The 13,197-nt window shown below is 48.7% G+C and carries 11 protein-coding genes; 10 read left to right on the top strand and 1 reads right to left on the bottom strand.

The features are described 5' to 3' along the window. Positions 1–25: 25 nt before the first annotated feature. The 9 genes from SSED_RS07620 to SSED_RS07660 all read left to right on the top strand — a co-directional run bounded on the left by SSED_RS07620 (position 26) and on the right by SSED_RS07660 (position 9,942). Complete coding sequence (locus SSED_RS07620; RefSeq protein WP_012141818.1) at positions 26–427, top strand: YbaY family lipoprotein; 402 nt, start codon at positions 26–28, stop codon at positions 425–427. Between the two features lie 83 nt (positions 428–510). After that, the gene (gene metA, locus SSED_RS07625; RefSeq protein ID WP_012141819.1) at positions 511–1,455 is read left to right on the top strand and encodes a homoserine O-acetyltransferase MetA; all 945 of its coding nucleotides are present in this window, start codon (positions 511–513) and stop codon (positions 1,453–1,455) included. Positions 1,456–1,762: 307 nt separating this feature from the next. Further along, positions 1,763–2,953 carry a thiolase family protein gene (locus SSED_RS07630; protein ID WP_012141820.1) on the top strand — a complete coding sequence of 397 codons (1,191 nt, stop codon included), beginning with the start codon at positions 1,763–1,765 and terminating at the stop codon, positions 2,951–2,953. Between the two features lie 171 nt (positions 2,954–3,124). Then, positions 3,125–4,630, top strand: a complete 1,506-nt coding sequence (locus SSED_RS07635; RefSeq protein ID WP_012141821.1) for a CoA-acylating methylmalonate-semialdehyde dehydrogenase — start codon at positions 3,125–3,127, stop codon at positions 4,628–4,630. 217 nt (positions 4,631–4,847) lie between these two features. After that, complete coding sequence (locus SSED_RS07640; protein WP_012141822.1) at positions 4,848–6,005, top strand: acyl-CoA dehydrogenase family protein; 1,158 nt, start codon at positions 4,848–4,850, stop codon at positions 6,003–6,005. 141 nt (positions 6,006–6,146) lie between these two features. Beyond that, positions 6,147–6,920, top strand: a complete 774-nt coding sequence (locus SSED_RS07645; protein WP_012141823.1) for an enoyl-CoA hydratase — start codon at positions 6,147–6,149, stop codon at positions 6,918–6,920. After that, entirely contained in the window at positions 6,920–8,080 is a 1,161-nt protein-coding gene (locus SSED_RS07650) for an enoyl-CoA hydratase/isomerase family protein (protein ID WP_012141824.1), read from the top strand. The genes SSED_RS07645 and SSED_RS07650 overlap by 1 nt, the downstream gene beginning before the upstream one ends. A gap of 172 nt (positions 8,081–8,252) precedes the next feature. Then, entirely contained in the window at positions 8,253–9,179 is a 927-nt protein-coding gene (gene mmsB, locus SSED_RS07655; protein ID WP_012141825.1) for a 3-hydroxyisobutyrate dehydrogenase, read from the top strand. A gap of 4 nt (positions 9,180–9,183) precedes the next feature. Next, positions 9,184–9,942 carry an SDR family oxidoreductase gene (locus SSED_RS07660; protein WP_012141826.1) on the top strand — a complete coding sequence of 253 codons (759 nt, stop codon included), beginning with the start codon at positions 9,184–9,186 and terminating at the stop codon, positions 9,940–9,942. A 237-nt stretch (positions 9,943–10,179) separates the two neighbouring features. On the opposite strand, the gene SSED_RS07665 is transcribed toward SSED_RS07660, so the two are convergent. After that, complete coding sequence (locus SSED_RS07665) at positions 10,180–10,491, bottom strand: hypothetical protein (RefSeq protein ID WP_012141827.1); 312 nt, start codon at positions 10,489–10,491, stop codon at positions 10,180–10,182. Between the two features lie 349 nt (positions 10,492–10,840). On the opposite strand from SSED_RS07665, the gene SSED_RS07670 reads away from it, so the two are divergent. Next, positions 10,841–12,775, top strand: a complete 1,935-nt coding sequence (locus SSED_RS07670; RefSeq protein ID WP_012141828.1) for a B12-binding domain-containing radical SAM protein — start codon at positions 10,841–10,843, stop codon at positions 12,773–12,775. Positions 12,776–13,197 lie beyond the last annotated feature (422 nt).

Below are 13,197 nucleotides of genomic sequence, written 5' to 3' on the forward strand. Positions count from 1 at the left end.
TTGATGTATGATAAGGAGTAAGAATATGCCAAAGTGGTTTAAGCGAGTGTTACCTTTAGTCGTAGCAGTCGGTGCATTAGCCGGTTGTGCAACACCCAATGCGGGCGTAGAGATCCAGGGTGAGGTTTGGTACAAGGAGCGAATCGCTCTGCCACAAGATGCTATGTTAACGGTGGAACTTAAGGATGTATCACTGATGGATGCACCGGCAATTGTGCTTGCGCAGATAGAGCGAAGCGATGTCAGTACGCCAGCGCCTTTTCATTTTTTGATAAACAGAGATCAGTTTGAGTCGGGCCATACCTATGCCATCGGTGCCAAAATCACCCTCAATGACAAGCTGTTATTCATCAATACTCAAGCATATAACATAGATTTAGGTTCCAGTGAGCCTATGTCAGTGTTGGTACAGAAGGTCGGTCGCTAAGCATTATTGATACAAACATGCTGCGCCGGTCCCTCTGTCTGACACATTTATTTTAATGATATAGATAATGGAAGAGGCGCGGTATGCCGGTTAAAATTCCCGATGATCTGCCTGCAGCAGAGATCTTAGAGTCAGAAAATATCTTCGTTATGTCTGAGACTCGGGCTGCAAATCAAGATATTCGTCCGATGAAAGTGCTAATTCTGAACTTGATGCCGAATAAAATTGAGACCGAAACGCAACTTTTGCGTTTATTGGGTAATACTCCCCTGCAGGTCGATGTGGATCTGCTCAGAATTCACGATAAAGAGTCCAGACACACCTCAATCGATCACATGAATAACTTTTATCGTGATTTCGAAGCCGTGCGTCATAAAAACTATGATGGCTTGATAATCACCGGCGCACCCTTGGGTCAGGTTGAATTTGAAGATGTAAGCTATTGGGATCACATTCGTGAAATTATCGATTGGTCACAGCAACATGTCACCTCCGTGCTTTTTTTATGCTGGGCGGCCCACGCAGCTCTGTTTCATCTCTACGGACTGAACAGAAAGCTACTTAAGGAAAAACGCTCCGGGGTATTTCTGCATAAGCGTACTCACCGACATGTTCCTTTGCTACGCGGATTCGATGATGAGTTCCTGGCCCCGCATTCACGTTTTGCTGAAATGGATGTCCAACTTTTAAAAGCGCATCCGGCACTGCAGGTGTTAACTGAATCCGATGAGGCTGGCGCCTATATGGTGCTCAGTACGAATAATCGTAACCTGTTTGTTATGGGGCACCCGGAGTACCAGAAATCGACACTGAAAGATGAGTATTTCCGCGATCTGGGTGCAGGGTTACAACCTGAGATCCCGCAAAACTATTTCAGGCACAATGATCCGGGCCAAGACCCCGTTGCTCGCTGGTATGGTCATGGCAGCCTGTTGATCAGCAATTGGCTTAACTATTATGTTTACCAGTTAACCCCCTATAACCTGGATGATATGAGTGGCATCACCCCTTGGGAAAATGAGGTTTAATCGGGTGATGAGCTTCGAGGTTCTAGGCACGAGGTTCTAGATCCTCGCCCCTCGCTTCTAAAACCTCGTACCTCGAAGCTTTCTCAGCATTATATTCTCTCCTTAACACCTGAATACCGAATCTGTAAATCCTGAGTGACATCTCCACCTCATACTTTGGTAGAAGTTTGACCAGCTAACACTTGCTTTACGTTCGCGTAAACGTCACAGTGATATTAATTGAGCAAGATCACACTTACTATTTGTTTTTAGATGTTGGTGATAACAGGTTATTTACCGACAGGGCTAATCCATTACCGGAGTAGATATGAGTACAGAGCAGTCAAACCCAGATATCGTAATCGTTGCCGCTAAACGTACCCCTATGGGTGGATTTCAAGGGGCATTGTCGAGCGTGGCTTCACCGAAGTTGGCCGCGACGGCCATCAAGGGGCTAATGGATCAGACCGGATTGCCTGAAGAGCAGCTCGATGAAGTGTTGATGGGGTGTGTACTGCCTGCGGGACTGGGTCAAGCTCCGGCTCGTCAAGCGACATTAGGCGCTGGACTCCCTCTGTCTGTTGGTGCGACAACGGTGAATAAAGTCTGTGGCTCGGGTATGAAGACCGTTATGTTGGCTCATGATCTGATTAAAGCTGGCAGTGCCTCAGTCGTTGTTGCCGGTGGCATGGAGAGTATGAGCCAGGCGCCATACCTACTCGATAAAGCCCGTGGTGGAATGCGTATGGGGCACGGTAAGGTGATGGACCATATGTTCCTTGATGGCCTCGAAGATGCCTATACCGGTGGTGCCATGGGCACATTTGCTCAAGAGACGGCCGATGATTTCAACTTGACCCGAGAGCAGATGGATACATTTGCGCTGAGCTCACTCGAAAAAGCCAATGCCGCGATTGAAAGCGGTGCCTTTAAAGAGGAGATAACCCCGGTGACGGTTTCCAGTCGTCGCGGCGATACCCTTGTCGATACCGATGAGCAGCCGGGCAATGCACGTCCGGATAAGATCCCAAGCTTACGCCCGGCCTTTGCTAAAGATGGCACCATCACGGCGGCGAACTCAAGCTCTATCTCAGATGGCGCAGCTGCCTTGATGTTGATGACGGCTGAGCAGGCTAATTCAATGGGATTACCTGTGCTCGCCACCATCAAGGGGCATACCACTCATGCACAGGAGCCATCGATGTTTACGACAGCCCCAGTCGGTGCCATGAATAAGCTGCTCGATAAGGTGAACTGGAGCAAGGATGATGTGGATCTGTTTGAGATCAACGAAGCCTTTGCCATGGTGACCATGCTGGCTATCTCTGAGCTATCGCTCGATGAATCGAAGGTAAACGTCAACGGTGGCGCGTGTGCGCTTGGTCATCCTATCGGCTGCTCCGGCGCGCGATTATTAGTGACGTTAATCCATGCCCTTAAGGCGCGTGGCCTTAAGCGAGGCGTCGCCTCCTTGTGTATCGGTGGTGGCGAGGCGACGGCGATGGCCATCGAAGTCTAGTTCTATCTATTTATTCTATCGCGGGTAACTGTCGCAAGAAAATAAGAGATGTGAGTTAAGAAGTAGTCACTTACATGTAGCAATCAACAAGACAAGATGACCGACTTTTGTGTGTAAAAACAATAATAATGCCGCAAAATTCGGTTCGAACCGATCTTAATGGGAAGCAATATGACAACTCAAGTTAAGCATTATATCGACGGCCAATTTATTCTGGGCCAGGGAGAGCAACAGATTTCGGTAACGAACCCTGCAAACAACGAGCAGATAGCGGTGATCAATAGTGCTACCGTCGAAGAGGTGGAAACCGCCGTTGCCAGTGCCAAGGTAGCATTTAAAAGCTGGAAAGAGGTGCCTGTATCTGAACGTGCACGTGTGATGTTTAACTATCAGCATCTTCTTAAAGCGCACCATGATGAGCTTGCGACGATCTTAGCCCAGGAGACGGGCAAGACGTTTGATGATGCCAAAGGTGATGTGTGGCGCGGTATAGAAGTGGCTGAGCATGCTTGTAATATAGCGACCCTAATGATGGGAGAAACCGTCGAGAACGTCGCTCGCAGTATCGATACCTACAGCTATACCCAGCCTCTTGGTGTTTGCGCCGGTATTACGCCGTTTAACTTCCCTGCCATGATCCCGTTATGGATGTTCCCCCTCGCCATTGCATGCGGTAACACCTTCGTACTTAAGCCATCGGAACAAGATCCAATGACGCCACAACGTCTTGTCGAACTGTTCGAAGAGGCGGGTGCACCTAAGGGCGTACTGCAACTGGTTCATGGTGATAAGGTTGCCGTGGATGTGCTTCTTAATCATAAAGATATCAAAGCCATCTCATTTGTGGGATCTGTCGGTGTGGGCCAATACATCTATAAGACGGGTACCGATAATTTAAAGCGCGTCCAGGCCTTTGCCGGGGCAAAAAACCACTGCGTCATCATGCCAGATGCCAATAAGCAGCAAGTGATAAATAACTTGGTCGGCGCCTCTGTCGGTGCGGCGGGTCAACGCTGTATGGCGTTGTCGGTTGCCGTGTTTGTTGGCGCTGCTAAAGAGTGGGTTCCTGAGTTGAAAGCGGCGCTGGCTAAGGTTAAGCCCGGGCTTTGGGACGATAAAAATGCGGGTTATGGACCCGTGATAAGCCCCGCGGCTAAGGCGCGCGTGCTATCTCTCATCGAGCAGGGGAAAAACGAGGGCGCCGAGTGTCTGCTCGATGGCTCAGAGTTTACCGTATCCGGCTATGAGACAGGTAACTGGATTGGCCCGACTATGTTCACCAAGGTGACTACCGAGATGAGCATCTATAAAGAGGAGATCTTCGGTCCTGTGCTGTGTTGCATGGAAGCCGATTCATTAGAGGAAGCTATCGACATCGTCAACGATAGCCCTTACGGCAACGGCACCTCTATCTTTACCGCCAGCGGTGCGGCTGCCCGTAAGTACCAACACGAAATCGAGGTGGGACAGGTGGGTATTAATGTCCCCATTCCGGTACCTCTGCCATTTTTCTCTTTCACCGGATGGAAGGGAAGCTTCTATGGCGACCAACACGCTTATGGTAAGCAAGCCGTTCGCTTCTACACCGAAACGAAAACCATCACCTCTCGTTGGTTCGAGTCGCAGATCTCGGAAGCCGAACACGCAGCGCCAAATATGACTATCGCGCTTAAATAAGCCGGTATAGAAAGTAACCCGCTGTCTATGAGGTTCAGCCCCATAGGCAGCAGGATTTAGGCCCGTTTTATTCACATAATTAACGCAAGGCACAATAAAAAAAGAGCAGTTCGTCGCCGCTATGAACGACAACCAGCTGAACGATTTAACTTACTATTGGTTCATCGACCAGCTCTACAGCTAGCTCAATAAAGAATGTGCCGAAGGAGACCTACAGATGGATTTCAATCTGAATGAAGACCAACGTCAGTTTGCCAATCTTGCCCATCAATTTTCCCAAGAGGAGTTAGCCCCTTTCGCTTCTAAATGGGATGAGGAACATCACTTCCCTAAAGATGTGATTCAGCGTGCCGGCGAGCTCGGTTTTTGCTCTCTATACTCACCGGAAAGTGAGGGAGGCATGGGCCTGTCCAGACTCGACTCCTCTATCATTTTTGAGCAACTTTCCATGGGGTGCACCGCAACCACCGCCATGCTGACCATTCACAATATGGCGACCTGGATGGTCACCAGTTTTGGCTCACAAACATTAAGAGATGCGTGGTCCGAGTCTCTCACCACAGGGCAGAAGCTGGCTTCTTACTGTTTAACAGAGGCTGGGGCGGGAAGTGATGCGGCATCTTTGAAGACTAAAGCGGTGAGAGATGGCGATGAGTATGTGATCTCCGGCGCTAAAATGTTTATTTCGGGTGCAGGCGCCACCGAACTCTTGGTTGTCATGTGCAGAACCGGAGAGGCGGGACCAAAAGGGATTTCGGCTATCGTAGTACCGGCCGACGCAGCGGGGATCACCTATGGTAAGGCAGAAGATAAGATGGGCTGGAATGCTCAACCTACCCGTGAGATCACCTTCGATAAAGTACGTGTACCAGTCTCAAACCTACTGGGCGAAGAGGGGCAAGGTTTTACCTTTGCCATGAAGGGACTCGATGGGGGGCGCATTAATATCGCGACCTGTTCAATCGGTACGGCACAGGCCGCACTCGAACGTGCGACGCAATATATGAATGAGCGTAAGCAGTTTGGTAAACCTATTGCCGCATTTCAGGCGCTTCAATTTAAATTAGCCGATATGGCCACCGAACTGGTGGCTGCAAGGCAACTGGTACGCCTGGCTGCATTTAAGCTCGATGAAAAAGATCCCGAGGCAACCGCCTACTGCGCGATGGCAAAACGCTTTGCCACCGATATCGGTTTTCAGGTGTGTGATGCGGCGCTTCAGCTTCATGGCGGTTACGGCTATATCCGTGAATACCCCTTAGAGCGGCATGTACGTGATGTGCGTGTACACCAGATCTTAGAGGGCACGAACGAGATCATGCGTTTGATCATTGCCCGTCGTCTATTGAATGAAAACGCAGGACAGATCCTCTGATAGATCTACTACGTATCTCTATTGAACCCACTGTGTGGTGTTTGTTTTCAAGCTCTTGAATTTTAATGGTAAACCTTGTTGGAAGTCGAGAAGGTTAATGGTTCAAAGCAAAGAAGATTAATCGTTGAAAGGAAGCGTTTTATGACAGGAATAATTGAACGTATTGAAGGCCATACCGCCATTCTCACCATGAGTAATCCGCCGGCCAATACCTGGACAGGCGAAAGCCTGCAAGCCCTTAAAGAAAAGGTGCTTGAGCTTAACGAAAACAGGGATATCTATGCTTTGGTTATCACCGGGGAGGGGGAGAAGTTCTTCTCTGCCGGCGCCGACCTTAAGCTCTTTGCCGACGGCGATAAAGGCGTTGCCGCTTCGATGTCTAAACATTTCGGTGAAGCGTTCGAAGCCTTGAGCCAATTTCGTGGTGTTTCGATTGCGGCGATAAATGGTTATGCCATGGGGGGCGGACTGGAGGTGGCGCTGGCTTGTGATATTCGTATTGCAGAGGTTCAGGCTGTGATGGCACTGCCGGAAGCGTCGGTGGGATTACTGCCGTGCGCCGGTGGCACTCAAAACTTAGTTGCATTGGTTGGCGAAGGCTGGGCAAAGCGCATGATTTTATGCGGTGAGCGACTGAAAGCCGATAAGGCCGAGTCTCTTGGCTTGGTTGAAGAGGTGGTTGAAACTGGTGAGTCTCTGGATGCGGCGATTGCACTGGCCGCAAGAGTCGCCAATCAGAGCCCAAGCAGTGTAGCCGTGTGTAAACAACTTATACAGGCTGGCCGAACGATGCCCCGAAGTTTGGCATTACCCCTGGAGCGAGAGCTGTTTGTCGGTTTGTTCGATACCGAAGATCAGGCTGAAGGCGTCAATGCCTTCCTGGATAAGCGCAAAGCCAACTGGAAAAATTGCTGATGACAACTCATAAAAATGCAGATGCTGAATTGGTTGCCCAGAGTGATAACAGCGTGGTGTTTCAGACCTTAGGCACCGCATCGGGTAAGCAGATAGGTGTCGTGACTCTGAATGTTGAAAAGGCGCTCAACTCGCTTAATCTCACCATGGTTAACGCCATGACCAAACAGTTGCTACAGTGGCAGAATGATGACGGAATCGCCATGGTGATGCTCGATGGTGCGGGCGAGAAGGCCTTTTGCGCCGGCGGAGATGTCAGGGCTATCTATCATGCATCGATCGAGTCGCCCGGTGAGGTGACCGAGCAGGCCGAGACATTTTTTGAGCGAGAATATCGTCTCGATTATCTACTGCATACCTTAGGCAAGCCGGTCATGGTGTGGGGTGACGGGATTGTCATGGGGGGCGGTCTCGGCCTGATGGCAGGGGCGAGTCACAGGGTTTTGACTGAGCGTTCACGTATCGCCATGCCTGAGGTGACCATCGGCCTGTATCCAGATGTCGGTGGTAGCTATTTTCTCAACCGAATGCCGGGTAAAACCGGGCTGTTTCTCGGATTAACCGCCTACAATATGAATGCCGGTGATGCAAAATATGTCGGGGTGGGTAATCACTATCTCAATAGTGATAGTAAGGAGCCACTACTCGATCACTTAGCCACCCTGAGTTGGGGTGATGATTGTAAGTTAAATCATCGCTTGTTAACTGAGCAGCTCAATGCCATGGAGCAAGAGGCCGCTGTGCCATTGCCCCAAGGGCAGTTAGAGGCGAAGCAAACAGAGATAGATGAGTTGATGACAGGCTCTCTGACTGAGATCGTCGAGCGGGTTTCAAGTGTCGATTGTCATGACTCCTGGCTCGAGCGTCCGCTGAAGACGCTGCTCTCGGGTAGCCCGCTCAGTTGGCATCTCATCTATCGTCAAGCCCTGCTTGGCACATCGCTCAGTCTGGCAGAGGTATTTAAATTTGAGCTAGGTTGCAGTGTGAATTGCTGCGCTATCGGGGATTTCAGTGAAGGGGTCAGGGCGCTGTTGATTGACAAGGACAGACAGCCTAAATGGCGTTATCGAGAGGTTTCGGCAGTACCAAAAGACTTGATAGAGCAATTAATCACGTCTCCATGGGCAGATACGGAGCATCCATTAAAGAGCATGGTTTAAAACAAGTGTCTTAAAAGGAATGTTTTAAAAAGAGTGCTTTAAAAGGATTGATTTACAGAGGGTGTCTTAAAAGGAATGTTCAGCATGTGAGCGCGAACAAATGAACAGAAAGAGCATGAACGACGAATAATGAATTGAGTTTATCTTCAAACTGAAGGCTAAGGAGCATGAGATGACAAGTGTCGCATTTATCGGGTTAGGGCATATGGGGGCGCCGATGGCTGCCAATTTAGTTAAGGCTGGCTTAACGGTGCGTGTATTCGATCTGGTACCCGAAACGATAAAGTCACTTACGGATCTTGGCGCATTAGCGGCGAGCAGTGCCTGTGGAGCCGCTGCGGGCGCAGATGTCGTTATCACCATGCTTCCGGCCGGCAAACATGTTCGTTCACTTTACCTCGGCGAAAGCGGTGGAGGTGAAGGCAAGGGGCTGATTGATGTGGTTGCAAAGGGCACCCTACTGATAGACTGCTCAACCATCGATGCTCAAAGTGCACAGGTAGTGGCGAAGTTTGCCGCCGAGAAAGAATTGGAGTTTGTCGATGCGCCTGTTTCGGGTGGAACGGCTGGCGCGGCGGCGGGAACGCTCACCTTTATCTGTGGCGGCAGTGACACGGGCTTCGAGCAAGCTAAAAACATGCTAAGTAACATGGGGGCGAACATCTTTCACGCAGGTGGAGCGGGCGCGGGTCAGGTTGCCAAGATATGTAATAACATGTTGTTATCTGTCCTGATGGTCGGAACCAGTGAATCTTTGCAGATGGGAATCGATCATGGTCTGGACCCTAAGGTATTATCTGAGATAATGAAGGTAAGTAGTGGTGGTAATTGGACGCTGGATAAATATAATCCTTGTCCGGACGTGATGGAATCTGTGCCCTCATCGAATGGCTACCAAGGTGGCTTTATGGTGGATTTGATGGTTAAAGACCTTGGGTTATCCCAAGAGGCCGCACTGCTTTCGAATTCAAGCACGCCGATGGGAGCCTTAGCGCGCAGTTTATATGTTAACCATGCACGTCAGGGTAATGGGGAACGTGATTTTTCCAGCATTTTTGAACAGTTTACTAATTTAAAACAGATTAAAAACAAAGGGTAATTCGATGGATTTAAAAGATAAGGTTGTGGTCATCACTGGTGGCGCCGGTGGATTAGGTCTGGCTATGGCGCTGGATTTAGCTGAAGCGGGTGCTAAGTTGGCGCTTATCGATGTTGATCAGGAGAAACTTGAATGTGCCTGTGCCGACATCGGTGACAGAGCCGAAGTTCAGGGTTACGCTTTCGATATCACAGATGAAGAAGATGTGGTCGCCGGCTTCGGTTTCATCATGGAAGATTTTGGCAAGGTCAATGTGTTGATCAACAACGCAGGGATCTTGTTCGATGGCATGTTGGTGAAAGCCAAAGAGGGTAAGGTTACCGGACGTATGTCTTTCGAGCAATTTCAAGCCGTGATCAACGTGAACCTCACCGGTACATTCCTGTGTGGCCGTGAAGCGGCGGCTGCCATGATTGAATCAGAGCAGGAAGGGGTGATCATTAATATCTCCAGCCTGGCTAAGGCGGGCAACGTAGGCCAGACTAACTATTCAGCGTCTAAAGCAGGCGTCGCGGCAATGTCAGTTGGCTGGGCAAAAGAGTTAGCTCGCTACAATATTCGTAGCGCAGCCGTCGCACCGGGGGTGATTGAAACTGAGATGACTGCAGCGATGAAGCCTGAAGCACTTGAGCGTCTGGAGAAGATGGTTCCGGTCGGTCGTTTAGGTCAGCCTTCAGAGATCTCTTCGACGGTGAAATTTATCATCGAAAATGACTATGTGAATGGTCGTGTGTTCGAAATTGATGGCGGGATCCGAATTTAAGAATATCGGCATCTGTAATCAACCAATAAAAAACGAGCTTAGGCTCGTTTTTTATTGGTTGCTTGTCCGATAGCAAGTTTCAAATATCTTTCATTTAATCTTCTGATTTTGTGGGTATTTAGTTCGATATTTGACGGTGTCCACTGTCTTTCCGATAACTTAGAAATTAAGCTGTATGTCGTGGTAAAAAGTGAACATCAAAAAAAACAGCCTCTAGCGACTGTTTTTTGATTTGAGCTACTCAACAATACGGTATACATCCCACTTCATAGTACCAGACACAATGTGAGGCTCGAGTTCAATACTCCATTGCTTATGACCATCTAGCTCAGCTAGTTTGTCCCAAGACTCACTTAATTCAGCCAGGTTATCGAGAGTAATTTCAGAGATAACTGTTGACTCTAAAGCACCAACAGAACCTGTTAGAATTCTACATTTTCCTTCCCAGCCGATTTGAGCTCCAAAAATATTTTGCCATTTTGATAGAGAATCAATAACAGCAGGCTTATGTCCAAATTTTGCGTCTATAGACCAACGTGCAACTATCATATGAATTCCCTCCCTCTATGTTCATTTCGAAGTAATAAATATAGCCCATAAATTCTATTTATCTAGAGAATGAGTATCATTGCCAACTTTGCTTTGTGCCCATCGGCATGAATGCCATCGAACGGCCCCACCATTATTTCAACAATGCGCCTTGAATTGGTTTCGCTCAGGCTGCTCTTAAATCTGCACTTTGAAGTAGAATGGGTATAGCTCATTTGCTAGAATCCACTCCTATTTTATGGCAACAATCCTGACATAGAGGGTTGCTGCCACACTTTGTTCGTACTGAGGGTTTCGCACCGTTCATTTTCAGACAGAGTATTCAGGTTTTACTATTTAAAGGCAGGCTATGACCGTTCTTCTAATGACTCCACCTATGACCCAGCTGAATACGCCCTATCCGGCAACAGCGTATTTAACGGGTTTTTTACGCTCTCGAGGCTATGAGGCGGTTCAGCGAGATCCTGCTATTGAGCTTTTCCTGGAGATGATGACAGCGCCTGCGCTGGAGATTATTCGTCAGCATGTGGAAGAAAACTTCGAGCACCTTGAAGACAATGAGCTACCTGATGCAATCTTTAATTTTCTGGCTGAGTTTGACCGTTACCATCAGACAGTTGAGAGCGCGATTCGTTTTTTGCAGGGCAAAGATCCAAGCCTTGCGCTGCGTATTAACTCCCGTCGTTTTTTACCAGAAGGGCCAGCGTTTGACGCTATTGCTCAGATGGAAGCGGTATCCGGCGATGTGTTGCAAGCAGCCTTTGGTAATTTAGGCGTACAAGATAAAGCTAAATATCTAGCAACGCTGTTTATTAACGATCTCTCAACCGTCATTACTCAGGGGGTTGATCCCTACTTTGAAGTGAGCCGTTATGGTGAGCAATTAGCGGCTGCCAACCCAAGCTTTGATAATCTCTACGATACCTTGATGGGCGAACCTAGTTTCAGCTCGGAAATTTTGGAACAGTTAGTTGAGCACTATCTGGAAGAAACTCAACCTAGCGTCGTCGCGTTAACCGTGCCTTTCCCCGGCAATATGCTGGGAGCCCTGCGTATCGCGCAAACCTGTAAAGCGATCAATCCCGGCATTCCCATCGTAATGGGCGGTGGTTTTATCAATACCGAGCTGCGTGCGCTGAAGGACCCTCGAGTATTTGAGTTTGTCGACTTTATCTGTCTGGACGACGGCGAACGTCCTTTTATCACGCTACTCGAATACTTTGAAGGACAGCGTGAGGTAGACTCACTGATGCGAACCTATCTGCTCGCAGAGGATGAAAATGGGGAGGCCTACGTACACTTCAATGAAAATACAGAGCTCCAGGATATCCCACAAACTGATGTTGGTGCACCGGTATACGACGGCCTGCCACTTGGGGAATACCTCTCTTTGTGTGAAATGCTCAATCCTATGCACCGCATCTGGAGCGATGGACGCTGGAATAAACTGACCATAGCTCATGGCTGCTACTGGCGAAAATGCAGCTTTTGCGATGTAAGTCTGGACTATATCGACCGTTTTGATGCCGCTAGCGCCGATATTCTGGTGGATAGAATCGAGCAACTCATCGAAGAAACCGGAGAGACAGGTTTCCACTTCGTCGATGAAGCCCTACCGCCAAAGCTTTTGTTTGCGATGGCAAAGCGGCTCATTGAACGCAATGTGGTGATCAGCTGGTGGGGAAATATCCGCTTTGAGAGGACGTTTAGCCAAGCGCGTTGCCAGTTGCTTGCTGACTCTGGTTGTATCGCTGTTAGCGGTGGACTTGAGGTGGCATCAGATCGTCTATTGAAACTGATGAAAAAGGGCGTGAGTGTTGAGCGGGTCGCCCAGGTAACCAAAGCCTTCAGTGATGCAGGTATATTGGTTCACGCCTATTTGATGTATGGCTTTCCAACACAAACCGAGCAAGAAACCGTTGATTCGCTGGAGATGGTGCGTCAGATGATGAAAGAAGGTTGTTTCCAATCCGCCTACTGGCACCGTTTTGTGGCCACGATTCACAGCCCTATTGGCATAAACCCGGAGAAGTTTGGCATCACGCTTGCTGAGCGCCCTGAGATCTTATTCGCTGAAAACGATGTGGACTTCACCGATCCAACCGGTACGGATCATGAAATGCTTGGCGAAGGGCTTCGTAAGGCGATCTACAACTATATGCACGGTATTGGCTTTGATCAGCCGATGAGTTTCTGGTTTAACCAACCTGTTGCACGCACTAAGATGAAAAAAGACCTGGTATCAAAAGCGATTAACAATCTCATCACCGGCAATGAAGACTAATTAGCAGTTAAGAGCCTTCAGCGGTTAGGAGCCCTCAGCAGTTAAGAGTCCTCAGCAGTTAAGAGCCATTAGAGTTAGCTGAATACCAACAAATTTAATCTATAAAAAAGGCCACTTTCTATTCCCGAAGAAAGTGGCCTTTTGCAGTGGTCAACCATATTTACCCTCTCGTTCATAATCATATATCTACGCCATATTCACCGTCTCGCAGAACCTTCTAAACTTAAGAATGCACATTCCTCGCCGGGCAGGCGTTAGATAACAATGAAGATAAAAGTTATAAACACACCACCCAATACCAACTCAGCCAGAAGCAAAACAGAAAAAGTGATCAGCCTTCATTCGAAGGCCAGCAAACCTGATGCTGAACGTCTCTTGAACTGTATCGCTAATCTAGGTGATAATGATCACGTTATTGGGGA

It is taken from the genome of Shewanella sediminis HAW-EB3, from assembly GCF_000018025.1.
Taxonomy (GTDB): domain Bacteria; phylum Pseudomonadota; class Gammaproteobacteria; order Enterobacterales; family Shewanellaceae; genus Shewanella; species Shewanella sediminis.

Bases quoted from the DNA above. Each gene is read 5' to 3' on its own strand.
- SSED_RS07670 (WP_012141828.1), top strand. From the start codon at position 10,841: ATGACCGTTCTTCTAATGACTCCACCTATGACCCAGCTGAATACGCCC.
- SSED_RS07640 (WP_012141822.1), top strand. From the start codon at position 4,848: ATGGATTTCAATCTGAATGAAGACCAACGTCAGTTTGCCAATCTTGCC.
- SSED_RS07650 (WP_012141824.1), top strand. From the start codon at position 6,920: ATGACAACTCATAAAAATGCAGATGCTGAATTGGTTGCCCAGAGTGAT.
- SSED_RS07630 (WP_012141820.1), top strand. From the start codon at position 1,763: ATGAGTACAGAGCAGTCAAACCCAGATATCGTAATCGTTGCCGCTAAA.
- SSED_RS07665 (WP_012141827.1), bottom strand. From the start codon at position 10,491: ATGATAGTTGCACGTTGGTCTATAGACGCAAAATTTGGACATAAGCCT.
- metA (WP_012141819.1), top strand. From the start codon at position 511: ATGCCGGTTAAAATTCCCGATGATCTGCCTGCAGCAGAGATCTTAGAG.
- SSED_RS07620 (WP_012141818.1), top strand. From the start codon at position 26: ATGCCAAAGTGGTTTAAGCGAGTGTTACCTTTAGTCGTAGCAGTCGGT.
- SSED_RS07660 (WP_012141826.1), top strand. From the start codon at position 9,184: ATGGATTTAAAAGATAAGGTTGTGGTCATCACTGGTGGCGCCGGTGGA.
- SSED_RS07645 (WP_012141823.1), top strand. From the start codon at position 6,147: ATGACAGGAATAATTGAACGTATTGAAGGCCATACCGCCATTCTCACC.
- SSED_RS07635 (WP_012141821.1), top strand. From the start codon at position 3,125: ATGACAACTCAAGTTAAGCATTATATCGACGGCCAATTTATTCTGGGC.
- mmsB (WP_012141825.1), top strand. From the start codon at position 8,253: ATGACAAGTGTCGCATTTATCGGGTTAGGGCATATGGGGGCGCCGATG.